The sequence below is a fragment of the Streptomyces spirodelae genome, from assembly GCF_017676385.1.
Taxonomy (GTDB): domain Bacteria; phylum Actinomycetota; class Actinomycetes; order Streptomycetales; family Streptomycetaceae; genus Streptomyces; species Streptomyces spirodelae.
Genome location: NZ_JAFFZN010000014.1, coordinates 76,122 through 93,767 on the forward strand (window position 1 = coordinate 76,122; position 17,646 = coordinate 93,767).

Annotated in this window: 11 protein-coding genes; 5 read left to right on the forward strand and 6 right to left on the reverse strand. The window is 69.8% G+C overall.

Annotated elements, in window-relative coordinates:
* Positions 1-413: 413 nt before the first annotated feature.
* From JW592_RS16680 to JW592_RS16700, 5 genes are all read right to left on the reverse strand, one after another.
* Entirely contained in the window at positions 414-1,679 is a 1,266-nt protein-coding gene (locus tag JW592_RS16680) for a sugar ABC transporter permease (RefSeq protein ID WP_209265897.1), read from the reverse strand.
* The gene (locus JW592_RS16685; RefSeq protein WP_209265898.1) at positions 1,676-2,449 is read right to left on the reverse strand and encodes an ATP-binding cassette domain-containing protein; all 774 of its coding nucleotides are present in this window, start codon (positions 2,447-2,449) and stop codon (positions 1,676-1,678) included. Before JW592_RS16685 ends, JW592_RS16680 begins: the two co-directional genes overlap by 4 nt.
* 44 nt (positions 2,450-2,493) lie before the next feature.
* A complete protein-coding gene (locus tag JW592_RS16690) occupies positions 2,494-3,603 on the reverse strand; it encodes a sugar ABC transporter substrate-binding protein (RefSeq protein WP_209265899.1) in 1,110 nt (369 codons plus the stop codon).
* Positions 3,604-3,671: 68 nt separating this feature from the next.
* The gene (locus tag JW592_RS16695) at positions 3,672-6,143 is read right to left on the reverse strand and encodes a SpoIIE family protein phosphatase (protein WP_209265900.1); all 2,472 of its coding nucleotides are present in this window, start codon (positions 6,141-6,143) and stop codon (positions 3,672-3,674) included.
* Between the two features lie 553 nt (positions 6,144-6,696).
* Complete coding sequence (locus JW592_RS16700; RefSeq protein WP_372446523.1) at positions 6,697-8,703, reverse strand: collagenase; 2,007 nt, start codon at positions 8,701-8,703, stop codon at positions 6,697-6,699.
* Between the two features lie 163 nt (positions 8,704-8,866).
* Between JW592_RS16700 and JW592_RS16705 the strand changes: the two genes are divergently transcribed.
* The 3 genes from JW592_RS16705 to JW592_RS16715 all read left to right on the forward strand — a co-directional run bounded on the left by JW592_RS16705 (position 8,867) and on the right by JW592_RS16715 (position 11,881).
* On the forward strand, positions 8,867-9,550 hold the full coding sequence (locus JW592_RS16705) for a GntR family transcriptional regulator (RefSeq protein ID WP_209265901.1): 684 nt from the start codon (positions 8,867-8,869) through the stop codon (positions 9,548-9,550).
* Between the two features lie 422 nt (positions 9,551-9,972).
* The gene (locus JW592_RS16710) at positions 9,973-11,208 is read left to right on the forward strand and encodes a phosphatase PAP2 family protein (RefSeq protein WP_209265902.1); all 1,236 of its coding nucleotides are present in this window, start codon (positions 9,973-9,975) and stop codon (positions 11,206-11,208) included.
* 97 nt (positions 11,209-11,305) lie between these two features.
* A complete protein-coding gene (locus JW592_RS16715) occupies positions 11,306-11,881 on the forward strand; it encodes a GNAT family N-acetyltransferase (protein WP_209265903.1) in 576 nt (191 codons plus the stop codon).
* A gap of 99 nt (positions 11,882-11,980) precedes the next feature.
* Here JW592_RS16715 and JW592_RS16720 read toward each other — a convergent pair whose 3' ends face one another.
* Positions 11,981-12,118, reverse strand: a complete 138-nt coding sequence (locus tag JW592_RS16720; RefSeq protein ID WP_209265904.1) for a hypothetical protein — start codon at positions 12,116-12,118, stop codon at positions 11,981-11,983.
* Positions 12,119-12,699: 581 nt separating this feature from the next.
* Between JW592_RS16720 and JW592_RS16725 the strand changes: the two genes are divergently transcribed.
* Positions 12,700-14,181 (forward strand): lanthionine synthetase C family protein, encoded by a 1,482-nt coding sequence (locus tag JW592_RS16725; protein WP_209265905.1) that lies wholly within the window; start codon positions 12,700-12,702, stop codon positions 14,179-14,181.
* Positions 14,178-17,537: a lantibiotic dehydratase gene (locus JW592_RS16730; RefSeq protein WP_209265906.1), complete on the forward strand. Its 3,360-nt coding sequence runs from the start codon at positions 14,178-14,180 to the stop codon at positions 17,535-17,537. Before JW592_RS16725 ends, JW592_RS16730 begins: the two co-directional genes overlap by 4 nt.
* Positions 17,538-17,646: the final 109 nt, after the last annotated feature.

Here is a 17,646-nt window from a genome sequence, read left to right on the forward strand (position 1 = left end):
GGGCTTGAACTACGGTTACGGGGCGCGTAAATCCAGCGGGTCCGCCACCACCGTGTGCGGGTGCTTCAAGCCCCCTTTCGCCACTGACACGTACCCTGACGGCAGCCCACGGCGCCCTACGACAGCACCAGCGTCCCCCTGACCAGCGCCGCGACATCGGGACCATGGCTCCACACCCCCTCCGGGACGTACCAAATCCCCACGGCTTCCCGCATGCCGTGAGGACATGCCGCTTCCGGCGTCGGGGATGAGCTCGGCAAGGACTGGGGCCTCGTTTGCGGCGTGGGTGGGTTGGAGCGCGAGGCCGGGCGCCCCCGGTGCCCTGCTGAAGGGTTCTCAGCTCGTGCAAGCGCCGCGGGTGGGGCCTACGGCCCACCTGGCACGCGGCGCTGCCGTCCGATGCCGTACTGCTTTCAGGCCAGGCCGTGGGCGTGCATCGTGCGGCGCGCGAGCGTGTCGATGATGACAGCGGCGAGCAGGACCACGCCGGTGATCATGAGCTGGACGGCCACCGGAATGCCCAGCAGCGCCATGCCCGAGGCGATCGACTGGATCACCAGGATGCCCAGGAGCGCCGACCAGGTGCGGCCTCGACCGCCGAAGAGGCTGGTACCGCCGATGACGGCTGCGGCGATGGCCTGCATCAGCAGGTTGCCGGAGCTTGCCGTCTCACTGGCGGAGGTGATCCGGGAGGCCAGGAACAGGCCGCCGATCGCGGCCATCGTGCTGGAGATCATGAAGACCGACACCCGTACCGACACCACGGCGATGCCGGCGCGGCGGGCCGGCTCCACGCTACCGCCGAGGGCGAAGATCCGGCGGCCGTAGGTCGTCCGGCGCAGCAGCAGATCGAGGCAGACGAGGAACGTGAGGAAGATCAGCAGTGCGAGAGGCAGGCCCAGGAACTGGTTGAGCGTCCAGGCGGCGGCGAAGGAGACGGCAGCGAGGGCGAGGGTGCGCAGCACGATCTCGCGCGAGCCCTGGGCCGGCAGGGCGCCGATGGCTCTGCGGCGCTGCGCGTTCCGGTAGGACAGCAGAAAGTAGGCGGCCGTACCGAGGGCTGCCAGGCCGTAGGCGACGGCGACGTCGTGGAAGTAGTAGTGGGTGAGTGTGACGACCAGCCCTCCGTCGTCCAGGATGATGGAGCCCTGACCGCCGAAGATGTACAGCGTCAGGCCGTTCCAGCCCAGCAGCCCGGCGAGCGTGACGACGAACGACGGCACGCCCACCCTGGCGACGAGAAAGCCCTGGATGGCGCCGACGGCCGCGCCCGCTGCCAGCGCGAGGAGAACGGCGGGCACCTCCGGGATGCCGTATTGCACATTGCCCGCCGCGAACAGGGCTGCGGCCAGGGCGCTGACCGAAGCGACCGAGAGGTCGATCTCGCCCACCAGCAGCACGAACACGACACCGACGGCGATCAGGCCGGTGCCGACGATGTCCACGCTGAGGTTGGAGAGATTGCGCGGGCTGAGGAAACTGGTGTCGAGGCTCTCGAAGACGGCCCAGATCACCGCCAGGGCGACGATGACGGAGGCCGATCCGAGTTCCCCGGCGCGCAGCCGTCGGCGCACGACCTCCAGGAGGCTGTTCTGTCGGTGCCCGGTCTCTTTGCCGGGTGAGCCGGTGGACCCGGCTGAGCCGGAGGAGTCGGCCGGGGACTGTTCCGTGGATGTCATAGTTCCCACTCCGGTGTCGCACGGCGGGACACGGCGTTGTCGGTGGCACCCGTGATGGAGGAGACGATCTGCTCCTGGGACGTGGTGGTGACGTCGAAGAAGCCGTTGTTCCGTCCCAGCCGCAGCACCACCGCACGATCCGCCACGGCCTTGACGTCGCCGAGGTTGTGGCTGATGAGCATGACGCCGAGTCCGCGTTCCCGCAGGCGTTCGATGTAGTCGAGGACTTGCACGGACTGCTGGACGCCCAGGGCTGCGGTCGGCTCGTCCAGCAGGATCAGCTCGGGCTCGCCGAGGAGGCAGCGGCAGATCGCGATGCCCTGCCGCTGCCCGCTGGAGAGCGTGGCGACGGGGGCGCGCAGGTCGGGGATGTGGAGGGAGAAGGTATTCAGCAGTTCCCTGGTCCACTGCTCCATCGCCACCTCGTTCAGGACGCCCAGCCGGGTGACCTCCCGTCCGAGGAAGAGATTGCCGATCACGTCGAGGTTCTCGCACAGCGCGAGGTCCTGATAGGCGGCGGCGATGCCCAGTTCGCGGGCGTCGCGCGGCTGGAGGATGCGCACTGTGCGGCCCCGCCATTCGATCACGCCGTCGTCGGCCGGCCCGGCGCCGGTGATCACCTTGACGAGTGTGGACTTGCCCGCGCCGTTGTCGCCCACCAGGGCGACGACCTCACCGGCGTGGATCTCCAGGTCGACGTCGAGCAGCGCCTGCACGGCACCGAACCGTTTGGAGATGCCGTGCAGCGCCAGCACGGGGGTGGTCGACACGTGGGCTCTTCCCTTGCCTTGAGTACCTGCCGTCCGGCCGGCGTCTATCCGAGGAGGCCGGCCCTCGCGCAGGCGGAGCGGAATTCGGGGGTGCAGATCTGATCGGTGGTGTACACGCCGTCCTTGATCACGGTTTCGATGTCGGAGGCGGTCAGTGCGACGGGTTCGAGTACGACGGAGGGGATGTCCTGGAGGGAGCTGTTGCTGACCGTCCCGGTGGCGATGTCGGCGATGCTCTTGCCCCGGCCCAGAGCGACGGCCATCTCGGCGGCGGCACGGGCCTCACGGCTGAAGGACTTGTAGACGGTCATGTACTGCTCGCCGGTGATGATGCGCCGCACGGCGTCCAGGTCCGCGTCCTGGCCGGTGACCGGGGGCAGTGGGCGGATGCTGGACGCCTTCATCGCGGCGACGGCTCCGAAGGCGAGGCCGTCGTTGGCGGCATAGACGCCGTCGATGCGGTCGGGTCCGACGGCGGAGATGGCCGCGGCCATGTCGGTGTAGGCGATCGACGGGTTCCAGTTGAGCACGTCGTATTCCTTGGCGATCTTCACCCGGCCCCTGAGGACGGAGAGAGCCCCGTTCTTGAAGTCCGAGGAGTTCGGATCGTTGGGCGAGCCGTTCAGCATGACGATGCTGCGCCGGGGTGCCTCGGGGCCCAGTGCCTTCAGCAACGCCTTGCCCTGGAGCTTGCCGACCTGCTTGCCGCTGAACGAGACGTACCCCGAGATCGGCCCCTCGGCCAACTGGTCGTAGGCGATGACCGGCACCTGCGCTGCTGCCGCCTCCCGGACGGCGGGCCGTGCCGCCCTGGAGTCGACCGAGCCGATGATCAGCACGTCGATACCGCTGGAGAGCAGGGACTGGGCCTGCCGCTGCTGGGCTGCCGCATCCGCGCCGCCCGCGACGTAACGCACTGTGCAGGTGCGGCACAGTGCGTGGACCCTGCTGTTGATCAGCGGCCGGTCGAACTGCTGCCAGCGGGTGGCCTGGCGGGACGGGAGGAGGAGTCCGATGGTGAAGCCCCCGTCGTGGTGGGGCCTGCTCCTGTTCGGCTGCCTGTCGGACAGCTTCGCCTGCCCGCAGGCGGTGAGCACCAGCATCAGCATCGCGCCGGCCAGGAGGGCCCCGGTCCGAGCCGGATGAGGCTTCATCCACGGCACCTCCCTGGCCGGTCCGGCACACCTGTCAGCTCAGAGAAACCATAATGTCCTAGTATTTCCTACTTCGCGGCCGCAGCATCTCCATGGCCGGGTCCGTTCCCCTGTGTGGCCTCCCCCTCCCGGGTGGGCCGGTCGGGTTCGCTCGGCGGCAGGGCGATCTCGCTCCACACCTGTTTGCCGCCGCTGAACGGCACCGACCCCCAGGACTCGGACAGCGCGTCGACGAGGAGGATGCCCCGGCCGCCAGTGGCCTCCCAGTCCATGCTGGCCGCTCGGATGGGCGTACGGGGTGAGGAGTCGCTGACCGCGACGCGCAGCCGGTCGCCGGCCAGCGTGAGATCCAGCCGGACCTCGCCCCGGGTGTGCACCAGCGCGTTGGTCACCAACTCGGAGACGACCAGGAGAACCGTGTCGGACTCCTCCGTCGCGTCCCACTTGCGCAGCGTGCGAGTGGTGAAGCGGCGCGCGTGCACGGCGGCATCGGGCAGCCGCCACACCGCCCAGCCGGCCCGGCGGGGCCTGACCGCCATGCCGTCGTAGCGCAGCAGGAGCAGCGCCACATCGTCGTCGCGGCGCGCGGTGTCCCCGAGCAGGGAATCCGCCGTCCCATCGGGGTCGGACGGGTCCGCGGCTGCCAGGGACGCACCGACGCGGCGCAACCCCTCCTCCACCTCCATGTGCGCGGACTCCACGAGGCCGTCCGTCATCAGGGCCAGGACGGAGCCGGGGGCGAGCGTGGTTGTCGCCATGGTGTACTCCGCTTCCGTGAAGACGCCCAGTGGCGGCCCGATCTCGGCGTGCAGTTCTCTGGTCGTGCCCTCCGGGTCGCGGATGACGGGCGGCGGGTGCCCCGCCCGGACGAACCAGGCGTTTCCCTCCTCCATGTCCAGCGCGACGTAGCAGACGGTGGCGAACAGATCTGTCTCCATGTCGACCAGCAGCCGGTTGGCGTGCGAGACGACCACGTCGGGGGCGTGGCCCTCCACCGCGTAGGCCCTGATCGCCGTGCGCATCTGGCCCATGATGGTCGCGGCGGCGGCGCTGTGGCCCTGCACGTCCCCGATGACGAAGGCGACCTGCCCGTCCGTCAACGGGATCACGTCGTACCAGTCACCGCCCACCTCCAGCCCCGCGGTGGCCGGCAGGTACCGGGCCACGGCGACTCCGCCGGGCAGCGCGGGCAGCCTGCGGGGCAGCAGGCTGCGCTGGAGCATCGTCGCGAGCTCGTGCTCGGCGTCGACCGCACGGGCCCGCACCAGGGCCTGCCCCGCCAGAGAGGCGGTGGCGGTCAGCAGCGAGCGCTCCTCCAAGCCGAACTCGTGCGGCTCGTCCCAGCCGACCATGCACGCGCCGACCACCCGGTCCTCGGCCGGCAGCGGCAGCAGAGCCAGTCCGCCGGGGCCCAGCCGGGCCAGGTCCGGCTGGGTGGCCGTATGCGACGGCCACAGGCGGATGGTCCCCTCACGCAAGACGGCCTCCAGCGTCGGGAGGGAGCTGGAGGGCGCGTCGGGCCATTCCGTGCGCCAGGCAGACCGCCACGCCCGTGGCCAGGCGTTCTGATCCGAAGGTTCCAGAACGGTGACCACGAGCCGGTCACCCACCAGTTCGGCGAGCGCCACCCGGTCGGCTCCCAGCGAGTCGAGCAGGGCGGTGACGACGACGCTGCCCACCTCGCGGATCGTCGTGGCGTCGGCGAGGGCGGTGGCCAGACGCTGGACCCGGGAGACCTCGTGAGCGCTGGGTCGCAGCTGGGAGGCGTCGGCGACGACGCCGAGCAGCTGGTCCGGCCGCCCGGCCGAGGCGAACTGCACCTGGCAGCTCAACGAGAGCCAGCGCAGTTCGCCTGTGCTCAGCCGAACCCTGAATTCCAGGTCCCGGACGTTCGGAGGACGCCGGTCGGGCTCCACGAGGGCCATCATGGAGGGCAGGTCGTCCGGTACAGCGCGGGAGAGCAGTGCCTCGATGCGCCCGTCGAAGCTCTCGGGGGCGATGCCGAACAGCCGGAGCATCTGGCTGTCAGCGTCGATGTCGCCCGTGTCCAGGCCGAGCGTGAAGGCACCCGGACGGATCCGGCGCAGCACTGAGGTCCCCCGGGCACGCTCCCCGCCGGGTTCGGGGCCGGTCAGTGGCAGGCCGTCCGCCTCGAGCCGGATCACGACCTGGGCGGCGTACATCTCCAGCAGGCGCCGCCGAGTGGGGTCGAAGCGGTCCGGACCGTCGGCGACGACCAGCAGGCAGCCGAGCGGTGCGTGCACCATGCCCAGCGGCAGGGCCCCCACGGATACCGCCGGTGTCTCCCCGGCGGTGACCGGGTGAGCCGTGGCCGGCCATACGGACCGGCCGGTGCGGTATGCCTCGGTCACCGGGTGGTGATCACTCAGGGACAGGACCGGTGGCAACTCGTACGGCGTGCTCGTCCGGCCGAGCTGCTCGGTCATCCGCAGCCGGTCGCCGTCCTTCCGGTCGCGCGCATAGACGGCCGCCATCGCCACCCCCGCGAACCCGAATGCCGCCCCCGCGTTCTCCCTCATCTCATCGCCTCCGACCCGGCCGGGTGCGGCCTCTTCCAGAGTAAGGAGAAACGTCCGCACAGCTCGCGCTGGGCAGGCGGTGCAGAGGAGGGGTGCGCAAAGCTTCTGACCCAGACGGGTGACATCTGGAGCAGCCAGGTCACAGCAGCATGGCCGGGGCTTCGTGCGGAGCGGCCGGCTGACGGCTGCCGAGCCGCTCGGCAGCTCGAGTTGTCCGTCGGACGCCCCTCGCCACCCTGGGCGGAGCAGCTTCCCTCTTCACGGACCGGGCGATCAGCTACGGCGCGGAGCGTGGTTTCGGCCGCCTCGATGCGGCGTTGGCCGTTCGGGCTGGGCGAGTCGGTGGTGCCGGGAATCGTGGACCCGGACGAGTAACTGGTGTTCAGCTGCATCGACGCGTTCATGCGCCGAGCTCTCCGGACGCGGTAGTCACCCGCCGGGTTCGACACATTGGAAGCCCCGGCCAGGGCTTCCTGGTCGAGAAGGCAGCTGTTCCGTCGGCGCGCATGGCGTGGTCCCCGGCCAGGGGCCGGGGACCACGGGCGGTGGGCGGTCAGCAGGAGCCGCTCGCACAGGCGTCGAGCCAGGTGTACCAGTCCTGGTCGTAGCGTGTGCCGATGTTCTCTGTCAGGTGCCTGCGTGCCGCGTTCCAGTCGCCGGTGCGGTAGGAGGCGAGCACGGTGGCCACGTCGTCAGGGTGCTTCTCCAGCATGTACCTGACGGCGAGGTAGCCCCACTGGTAGGTGCGGGCCGTATTGGAGTTCTCGTACGTCGTGTCGAACAGCTTGCTCAGCGGATAGGTCTTCTTGCCGGCTGCCTTGATCGCCTCGTCGTAGGGGAGCCCGCGGTACGTGTAGGAGATGTACTCCGCGAAGCCCTCGATCCACCACACCGTAGGGGTCGAGACTCCGGCTTCGAAGTCGCCGTACATGTCGAAACGGCCGTCGAGGTAGTGGGTGTACTCGTGGTTGAGGTTCCAGATCCGGAACTTGTCGCCGTCCGGCCGCTCGAAAGCGATGAAACGGGGGAGGTTGCCCTCGGCCGACGGGTCGCCCTCCAGGTACATGCCGCCGTTGTTCGTGTCGATGTCGTAGATCACCCCGGCGTACGTCCGGTAGGCGATGTCGGAGTCGAAGACGACGACTTCGAGCTGGGTGTTCCTGTCGTCCTTCACCGGGCCGTCGTCCTTGGCGACCTTGTGGAAGAACGCGTCCTGGCCGTTGAGGCTGGTGCAGGTGTCGGCGAAGTTGCTCGCGTCCATGTCCTGAGCGACGACCGAGATGCTGTCGCTGCACGGCTCCTCGGTCTTGAGGACGGCCTTCTTGAGCCGCTCTTCGAGGTCACAGACGCCGTAGTAGTAGCAGTTGTAGTCGTCGAACTCGTCGGCCATCTCCGCGACGCCGACCCACAGCGGGGCCGTCCTCCCGGTCATCGAGCTCATTTTGAGCAGCGCCTTCATCTGCGGGCGCACCTTCGGGTGCAGTCGGCCGTGCTGGACGAAGCGGCCCATCTCCCGCCCCGCGTTGGAGGTGAGGTAGGAGTGCTGCCCGCCGAGCAGATCGAGGTGGTCCTTCGCGAAGGTGTACAGGGTGCGCAGGACGCTGGGGTCGGCCACCACCGCTTTGACGAAGTCCGGCATCTGATGCCCGCGCCACAGCACCGTGTAGACGTTGTTGACCGCGTTGACCATCCACCACTTGTCGTCGTACGAGCTGTCGTAGTCCTCCAGCATCCGCTTGACGATGCCGAGGTAGCGGGCGTTCTCCCCGGCGCTGTCGATCAGGGTGACGGCCTCGGACAGGGTCTCGCCGTTGGCGTCGGTGACATCGTGCGAGTGCTCGGAGCCGAAGAACGCGTCCAGGCCGCGCTGGATCGCCGCCTTGAGTTCCGGCCCGTACTCGCCCACGTCCTGCTCGTGGTTGTACTGCACGTAGTAGCCGGCCCGCAGGAACAGCACGATCTGCGGCATGCCGGTGCCGGCGTCGCCGGGGTAGGTGGCGGAGCCGTCGCGCAGCGCGTCGGCGACAGTGATCATCTGCTCCTCGCGGAACGCGCCCTTGGCGTCCCCGCCGGTGAGGCCGAAGAGGGTGTTGATGCACTCTGTGGTGGACGAGGTGATCTGCTCGACGAGCGCTTTGCCGGTCTGCGCGAAGTCGCCGGGTGAGCAGGCGGCCTTCCCCGTTCCCGGGCCCACGCCCTTCATGGAGGGCCGTTTCTCGGACGGTGACGCCGTCGGGTCGTTGTGGTCGTACTGGAGCGTGTGCTTGGAGGCCGAGGCCGGTGGGCGGTCCTCGGCATGTAGCCGTCTGCCGGGTAGGCGCTTCGGGGTGTGCTCCGGTATGCCCTCCGCTCTGGTGGCGGAGTCCGAAGTGTGGGGCCCCGATCCCTTGTCGCGGTCGAGATCGCGGTCGCGGTCGAGGGCGCGCGGCGCCGCGTGCGCCGCCGCTCCGCCGTCGCCGAACTGGACCGCGCCCATGGCCACGGATACGGCCAGGGCCCCGGCGCACAGGGTGCGGGTGAGGCGTGCGCGTAACGAGCTTCTTCGATCGTTCCGGCTCATCTGTACTCCAGATGTCGTGGAGGGTGCTCGTGTGGGCGCCAGTACAATTTCACACATCACATGTCATGCGAGAGACGTGAACCGGCCGGACTGCTTCCGCAGTTGGCGAGCAGCCACCCGGCATACACTCGGTGTGGATCACACCCGAGGAGCCGCTGCGCGCATGACCGCTGAACGCCCGCTGAAGCTGCCTGCTGTGCCGGACCGGCTCAGCATCCGCGACCATGTCGTGCACGCCCTGCGCGCCGCACTGATCGCAGGAGAACTGCGCCCCGGCGCCGTGTACTCAGCGCCGCAGCTCGCCGCGCAGTTCGGCGTTTCGGCCACGCCCGTGCGCGAGGCGATGCTCGACCTCACCCGCGAGGGCATGGTGGAACCCGTACGGAACAAGGGCTTCCGAGTCACCGAACTCTCCGGGCGTGACCTCGCCGAGTACGTGGAGATCCGAGAGCTGATCGAGGTGCCCACAGTGGGTCGGGTGGCTCGATCCGGCGATCCGGCTCGGCTGGAAGCGCTCCGCCCCGTCGCCCGCGAGATAGTGGCCGCAGCCCGTACGGGCGACCTGATCGGCTTTCTGGAGGCGGACCGTCGCTTCCACCTCGCGCTGCTCGAACTCGCGGGAAACCACCGTCTGGTGGAGGTCGTCGGACAGCTGCGCGGCCACGCCCGGCTCTACGGGCTGGCCGGGCTCGCGGCCAGCGGTCAGCTCATGGAGTCGGCCGAGGAACACGAGGTGCTGCTCGACCTGGTGCTGGCCCGGGACGCGGAGGGAGCCGAGCGGCGGATGCGCATCCACCTGGGCCGTCTGCGTTCCCAGGGGGAGAGCGACGACGAGGCCGAGAGCTAGTGCTGTGCCTGCGGGCTGAGTCCGAGAGCTGCGCTTGACAGCAGAGGTGAGTGCGGCAGTTCCAGCGCGTCGACGGCGCGGATGCGACGGCGGGCTGCGACAGCGCGGAGCGAAGAAGCCTCCGCCCCGGCCTGTCGACAAGGATTATCAGGAAAAGGGTGCACTGGTCCTGGCACCATCAGTGACCAGCACAACCTGGCTCCGGTAACTTGATCGGATTCACGACGATCTCCCTGATCGCCTGCCTTCCCCGGAAGGCCATGCCATCCGGCATGAAAAACCAAGTAATTGATCAAATCGAACAAATCGGCTGAAAATTGATATCTGGACTGCCGGGGATATCCTCGCGCCTCGACCATGGAAAGAAGAGCGCCGCGTGGCGTCGACCAGTGGTCGTACTGGGGGCCGTTGCAGCCCTCGGAATGATCGCCGCCCTGGAGGTCGCCGCGCGTCACTACGGTGCGCCGGGGCCGATCACCACGCAGGCGCGAGAGGTGATACTCACCCCGAAATCGGGGCCGCTGCTGTACGCCTGTCTGGCGCTGATGATGGTGGTGCTCACCTGGCGGCAGCGCTTTGTCGCTGCGGGTGTCGCGATCGGCATCGACCTCGCGTATCTGCCGGTGCGGTGGGCGTTCGATGCGAAGATCTACTTCGGCAACGGTGCGTTGTGGGTGCTTCTGGCATACGCGGTCATCGCTGTCACGCGTCGCACCGGACGGGAACGCGTCCTGCTGCTGAAGGGCGTCGGGCTGGGCCTGCTGCTGTGGGTCGGTCGCAAGACGGGCGACACCTGGCTGCTCATTACATCGAAGACCCGGCATACCGTGCTCGACCCGTATGTGGCAACCGCAGACCACGCCCTGGGTAACCCATCCTGGCTGGTGGGCCGGGTCGTCGAGGCCACCGGTCCGATCGGCACCAGCGTTCTCGACTGGGTCTACGCACAGCTTGCGCTGGGGGCGGTCGTCATCGCGGTGTACCAGCTGCGGAACGTGGCGGTGGAGCGCCGATTCCCCAGTCATCATCTGGTGCGCACATTCCTGGTGATCGGCCTCCTGGGGCCGGCCATCTACATGATCTTCCCGGTGGTCGGACCGATTTTCACCTACGGTGCCGACGGCGGGCACTGGGCACTGGCCAACCTGTGGCCGGACACCCCACCCCCGCTGCTCAACGCCCCGCACCCGATACCACACGACGAGATCACCCCGCGCAACTGCATGCCCAGCCTGCACACAGCGTGGGCCACCGTGATTTTCATTCACTCCCGCAACTGCCCACGCGTTCTGCGACTTCTGGGAACGCTCTGGCTGATCACCACGCTCGGCGCAACGCTGGGGTTCGGCTACCACTATGGCGTCGACATCGTCGCCGGGGTCGTGTTCGCGGTCACGATCGAGGCAGCGATGCGCTGGCTGGCCCGAGGCTGGGACCGGCAAGCAACCCAGATGGTTACCTACGGCACAACGGTCTTCGTCGCGCTCTTGGTGTCGTACCGCTATCTGCCGACGACGCTGGCCGCATATCCGTGGGTGTTCGGACCGCTGCTCATCCTGGCGATGGCCTCGGTCGTGCACCTCTATATCCGGGCCACCAAGCGATGTGAACCAAGGGGTGCGCCGACGCAGCAACCGGCAGCGGTAGCAACTGGGTGACGCTCACGTTCGAGCGGCTTCGGTGAGGGAAGAGGGAGGCTCGGCGGGTGTGCGTCTCACGCCGGGCGCGGGACCTGGACAATTGCGAGGAGGCACGGTGCTCACCTGGCGGCGGGTGTCCGAAAGCGACTTCGGGCTGCTTGGGGCGTGGCTCGCGCAGCCGCACGTGGCCCGGTGGTGGCAACACGACACGTCCGCGGAGGGCATCGAGCGGGACTTCGGGCCGGCTGCGCGCGGCGCGGAGCCGGCCGAAGACCTGCTGGTCATGGAGGACGGCATGCCGGTTGCCCTGGTCCAGCGGTGCCGGTTCGCCGACTACCCCGACTACCACGCTGAGGTGGCCGGCCAGATCGAACTCCCCGATACGGCGATCACGATCGACTACCTGCTCGGTGACCCCAACCGGGTGGGGCAGGGACTGGGCCCGCGCATCGTCCGGGCGATCGTGGCGGCCACATGGACCGACCGTCCGGACGCGTCCGCCGTCGTCGTCCCGGTCCACGCGACCAACCGGGCCTCGTGGCGGGCCCTGGAGAAGGCCGGGTTGCACAGGATCGGTACCGCCGAGCTGATCCCGGACAACCCGGACGACGACCGCACCCATTACGTCTACCGCGTCGACAGGCCCGCTGGTCATCCTCCGCCCCCACCACCCGTGACCGACCACGACTGACGTCCCACAGCCAAGCCGATGACGGGCCCACGGAAACCCCCTTCGGCTATTGCGCCCTTGCAGTCGAGGGAGGGAGAGGGGTGGCTGGACGCCGCGCTCTTACCCCTTGAAGACGATGGAGTCGCAGCCGTGCGGCAGGCCCTCGATCAGTTCGTGCACATCGGCGTCGCGCGCCGTCTCCTTGAGACGGGCTGCGTCCTGGGGGCGAGGGGGGCATCCGCCCCGTCGGCGGCGCATATCCCTTCGCCCCGCAGCGGCACCGCCGCTCAGCAATAAGACCTCGGAAAGTCGGGTTGGTCTGTCGTATCCGGAGATCGGCTCCCCAATCCGTGCAATACACGATAGTCCTGACTGGAGACAGAACGGATTTCCGCTGTTCCCGGGGGCGTCGGAAGTTTCCCAAGTGGCCGCTGTGGCAAGTGTGTTGACGCTCCTCCTGCTGCTCTACTACGTTCCACGAGTCCGGAAAACCGGCGTTCACACGCGTCGATGCCACAGCGAAGCTCGTGCGGACGCGGACCTCTACGCGGAGGGAACAAAATGAACGAAGAACTGCTCGAGGACGAATTCTCTCTCGACCTGCGTGTCAGCCACTCGGAGGTGTCGTCCAGTTCCGCAGCGTCCACGGATTTCGGTTGCGGGACATCGCGCACCTCGGCCTGCACCGACACGCTCAGCGGGTGCTGCTGACACGCCTCGTATGAGGTGACTGCACACCCATGGCGCACCACGCGGAGGGATTTGCGGTCCGAGCACACGGACTCCCTGCCCCTTCCGCGTGGTCGCTTGCCCGGGCAGCCGAGAAGAGGAAGGGCGCCATGGAGCCGCGTTCAGCGGGGACAGTGACCGACGACGAGGTTCTGCGTCTGGCCCGCGAGGTGGCTGACCGGCTCACGGCATCGGCTGGTGGAGCCGGATCGACCGGTGGAGCGGAATCCACCTTTGGAGCCGAGGGGAACGCGGACCTCGCCGACGGCGCCCCCGGCATCGCGCTCGCCCTCCGCTACGCCGCCCAAGTCTTCGGTGAGGACCGCTACTTCAAAGCCGGGCAGCTCCAACTGCGGCGTACGGCCGAGGCGAGTGCCGCCACGCCCGTGCACACGCCCGGGCTCTACCTCGGTACCGCGGGAGTCGTCTGGGCGGTGACCGAGTACGCCCGACTGGAGCCGCGCTACCTCCCGACGCTCGCCACGCTCACCGACCAGCTCGCCCGGCAGACGCTGGCCATCAAGCTACCCACCGCCGCTGGAAGCGTCGCCTCGCACGACTACGACGCCATCGGGGGCGCGGCCGGCTGGCTCGCCGCGCTTCGCAAGGCCGCGGATGTCCTCGGCGGAGCCGCGACGGACGCGGCCGGGGAAGCCGCGGACCGCTTGGTCGCCTACCTGGTGGAGCTGACCCAGGACGACGGCGGCAGGCTCAGATGGTTCTGCGCACCCTCCCACTTCCCCAGCATTCCGGGCCCCGACGGAGAGCCCACGCCCCTTCCGGGATATCTGAAGCAGTTTCCCGACGGCGTCTACAACCTGGGATTCGCCCACGGGCCACCGGGTGTCCTCGCGGCCCTCTGCCGCCCCGACACCGCCCACGCGGCCGGCACCGGGGAGGCAGAAGCACGGTCACGCCAGGTCCGGAAGGCGATCAGCGCCCTCGCCCGGACGCTCGAAGTGCTGCGCATCGACGGCCTCGACCACCCGGCGTGGGCCAACACTCTGCTGCCCCATCCGGACACCGGGCGTCCCGACACCACCGCTCCCCAGACTCCGGCCAGGAGCGCGTGGTGCTACGGCCCGCCCGGCATCGCCGCGTCCCTGCTGCCGGCCTCCGCAGCCTGCGGCGACCCTGAGCCGACCGAACTCGCGGTGGCCACGCTCCTGGGCATCGAACGCACCCCGACCGAGGACCAGCGGCTCAACTCGCCCACGCTGTGCCACGGACTGGCGGGATTGGTGACCATCTACGACCGCGCCGCCGCCCAGACCGGCCTACCGGACCTGTGGCGGCTGCGCGACGACTTCCGGTCGCGACTGTGCGCGCACGCGGACCCGGACCACCCCTACCTCTTCCCGAACTACACCCCGTGGGGCGACCCGGAGCACAACGCCGGTCTGCTGACCGGTGCGGCCGGAGTCCTGCTTGCCCTGCTCGGCACCGTCTCCGACGCGGCGGCCGAGTGGGACGAGCTGCTGTTCCTGACTCCCAGGCCCCCGCGCGGGAGTGGACCGGGAGGCAGCGAGACGGCATCGGGCGGGACGCGAGGAGCGGGGTCGGGCGGGACGCGAGGAGCGGGGGAGAAGTGAGCGGAAGAACCGACGACACCTACCGGGCCTGCGGGTTCTTCATGCTGAGGGCGCCCGCCCTGCCCGCACGCCCGATGCTCGAACTGCTCGCTTCGCTCCCCGTGGCGGCGGACGGCGAAGCGCCGCGCACGGACGCCTGGCAGGACAGCTACACGGACCAGCTCCGCAAACTGTGGTGCACCCCGGGCGTGCCGGAGGCCGTACGGGCCGCCTCGCCTCATCTGGCGGACGCCGTCGAGCGGTTCGACAGCCTCACCGGAAAGAGCCGGCGCAAGGCCGTCCGCGGCCTCAGCCGCTATCTGAACCGGATGAGCTTCCGATCGACGCCGTTCGGCCTCTTCGCGGGCGTGACCACCGGCGTGTTCGGCGCCGAGCAACGGACCCGGCTCGGACACGGCGCCATCGGCACAGCGCGCGCCCGGGCGGATTCCGGATGGGTCATGCACCTGGTGAAGCGTCTCGCCTTCGGCGCGGAGCGCACACGCGAGCTGCGGGTGCGGCGCAACGACCTGCTCCATGTGGCCCGCGGCCGGGTATGGCTGTCCACCGCCGAGGGGTATGGACTCGTCGACGGCGCCGAGATCGCCCACCCTGCCGCGCACGACGACGAGGGGCACGCCAGACCGACCAGGCCCAAAGGCCGACGCTCGGTCAGCGTACGGCTCACCGCGCCGATACGGTCCGTGCTCGACCTCACCCGTACGCCGACGACACTCGGCGACCTCACCGCTGCGCTCACCGAGACCTATCCGGACGCCGGTGCCGAGCGGATCGCCGCCCTGCTCGACGGCCTCTTCGAGAGCGACATCCTCATCACCGCCGAGCGTCCCCGGCTGCTGGTCCCGCCGACCGGTCCGACCACCGGCGACGACTCACTGCTGCGTTCGGTGCTGCCGCCCGTCACCGACCCCGCCGTCGCGCGGACGATCGACGGCGTGGAAGCCGCGATCAGCGCCTTCAACCAAGGCGGGCTCCCGCTACCGGAACTGCTCGAGGCGGCGAGCACGCCGTTGCCCGATGCCGTCGGAGGTCACTCGGGCCCGACCCTGCAGATCGATTCGGCGCTGAACCCCGACGCGCCCGTGGTCCTTCCCCGGCCCGTCGCCGACCTTGCCGAAGAGGCCGCCCACGTGCTGCTGCGGGTGGGCGCGGAAGACCGGTACCCGCCGCATCTCAAGGAGTACGCCGACGCGTTCTCCGAACGGTACGGCCACCGCTCCGAGATCCCCCTGCTGGAGGCACTCACACCGGAGACCGGGCTCGGCCCGCCGCGCAGGTACCGCTCCCCGGGACGGACGTACCCGCTGCCGGGCGGCGTGCAGGAGCCCGAGGACCGGTCGGACCAGCCGGGCGAGAAGTCACGGAAGGCCGTACTGAACCGGATGGTCACCGGGGCGCTGGCCCGCCGGCAGCTGACCGTCCAGCTCGACGACCGGCTGCTCGACGAGCTCGCCGAGGTCTCGGCAGCGCAGGACGACCACCGGCCGCCGATGCCCGTCCTCGATCTGTACCTCGCCCTCCAGGCACCGGGCCCCGGCCGTGAGCACTGGCGCGCGATCTGCGGTACCGCCGGGGTGGTGCCGGGCGGCCGGACCTTCGCACGCTTCCACGACCTCCTGGACGAGAGGACCCGCGCGTCGCTGCGGGAACTGGCCGCCGCCGAGGAGCAGCGCCAGGGCGACGCGGTCTTCGCCGAGCTGTCCTCCCTTCCTCAGGACGCCCGGTCCATCAACGTCACGATCCGCCCCACCGCGCACACGTGGGAACTGCCGGTCAATGTCACGCCCGGCCAGGACGAGGAGCACGTGATCCGGCTGGACGATGTCCTCGTCGGCGTGGCCGACGGAAAGCTCTATCTGCGCAGCCGCTCGCTGGGCCGGCGGCTGCACGTCACCGATCGCACGATGCTCAACTGGACCGGAGCACCGGACCCTTGCCGGTTCCTGCTGGAGGTCTCCCTCGCCCTCTCCAGCACGGTCTCGTGGTTCAGCTGGGAAGGGCTGAACTGGACCATGCCTTTCCTGCCCCGTATCGAGCGGGGCAACCTGGTGCTGCGCCGGGCGCGGTGGCGGCTGCGGCCGGACGACCTCACGCCGCCCGGTAGCCCCTCTGACGGTGACGGCAACCGCGACGGCAACGGCCATGGCGACGGCGCTGTTGCCGGTCCGGGCGCGTTCGCCGACGCCGTCGCCGCCTGGGCCGAGACGTGGATGGTGCCCCGCCTGGTCAACGTCGTCAACAATGACAACACCCTGCTGCTGGACCTCACCAGCGCCGCTTCGCTGCGCGAGCTGCACGACAGCCTGCAACAGGCCCCGGAGGACGGCATCGCTCTGGAGGAGGTCCTGCCCGCACCCGACGAGGGCTTCCTACGGGATGCCGCCGGGGAACCGTACGCCTCCGAGATCGTGGTGCCCCTCGTACGGACGAGCAAGGACCCGGGGCGTGTGGCCCGGCACGTGCGGCCCCGCCCGGTGCGCGACACTGTCGGGGAGTCCGAACGGATCAAGCGGATCGGCAGCGACTGGGCGACCGTGAAGCTCTACGCCGAACCGGACGCACACGACACGCTGCTGGGCGTGGGCCTGGCCGGCCTCACCGGGCGGCTGTCCGGACAGTACGGCGTGGCCGCCCCGTTCTTCCTGCGCTACGGCGACCCGGCTCCCCATCTGCGGGTGCGGTTCTTCGTGCCCGACCAGGCCGTGCGAGGGGACGTCCTGCGTGAGGTGACCGCCTGGGCGTTGGACCTCGCCCGGGGCGGCCACATCGCGGACCACACCTTCGTCAGCTATCCGCGCGAGGTCGAGCGGTACGGCGGCCCCGAACTGATCGCCGAAGCCGAGGAATGGTTCCGCCAGGACAGTGCGGCCGTGGTCCAGCTCCTCCGGCAGCTGCGCGCCTCCGGAACCGGACTGCCGGGTCTGCATGACCTCGGCCTGGACGCCTCCCAGGAACGTGCCGCGCTGGTCGCCCTCACCCTGGACCGGCTGTGCGCCTCCCTGGCCCCCGAGCCCGAGGCGCGCCACGCCCTCGCCCGCGTGGCGGCGTCGAGCAACACCGGAGGCGACCTGTACCGGACGGCCGGACGCGGCCTGTGGTCCGCCCGCTCGGAAGCCGGCCCGACCCGCGAACTGCTCGACCGCGCCGCCGCCGTGTGGCAGCCGGCCGCGGAACGGCTCACCCGCCGGATGGACGAGCTGGAGCGGAGCGGCGAACTCCAAGCAGACCGCGGAGACATCGTCCTGGCCCTGCTCCACATGCACTGCAACCGCATGGGACTGCGCCCCACCGAGGAGGCGACCTCCTACGGGGTGTGGCGTCGCCTGCTCGACCGGGCCACATACGCACCCCGCTGAACCACCGGCCCGAGCATCGCACCGCGCCCGTCGCGTTGCGGCCGGCGCGGGCCGTGTCGCCGTGGCGGCTCGCTGTGCCGCCGGGCTTCCAGCAGCGATCCGTCACCGC

Coding starts and splice junctions, on each gene's coding strand:
- JW592_RS16710 (WP_209265902.1), top strand. CDS start 9,973: ATGATCGCCGCCCTGGAGGTCGCCGCGCGTCACTACGGTGCGCCGGGG.
- JW592_RS16690 (WP_209265899.1), bottom strand. CDS start 3,603: ATGAAGCCTCATCCGGCTCGGACCGGGGCCCTCCTGGCCGGCGCGATG.
- JW592_RS16705 (WP_209265901.1), top strand. CDS start 8,867: ATGACCGCTGAACGCCCGCTGAAGCTGCCTGCTGTGCCGGACCGGCTC.
- JW592_RS16700 (WP_372446523.1), bottom strand. CDS start 8,703: ATGAGCCGGAACGATCGAAGAAGCTCGTTACGCGCACGCCTCACCCGC.
- JW592_RS16695 (WP_209265900.1), bottom strand. CDS start 6,143: ATGAGGGAGAACGCGGGGGCGGCATTCGGGTTCGCGGGGGTGGCGATG.
- JW592_RS16680 (WP_209265897.1), bottom strand. CDS start 1,679: ATGACATCCACGGAACAGTCCCCGGCCGACTCCTCCGGCTCAGCCGGG.
- JW592_RS16720 (WP_209265904.1), bottom strand. CDS start 12,118: ATGCGCCGCCGACGGGGCGGATGCCCCCCTCGCCCCCAGGACGCAGCC.
- JW592_RS16725 (WP_209265905.1), top strand. CDS start 12,700: ATGGAGCCGCGTTCAGCGGGGACAGTGACCGACGACGAGGTTCTGCGT.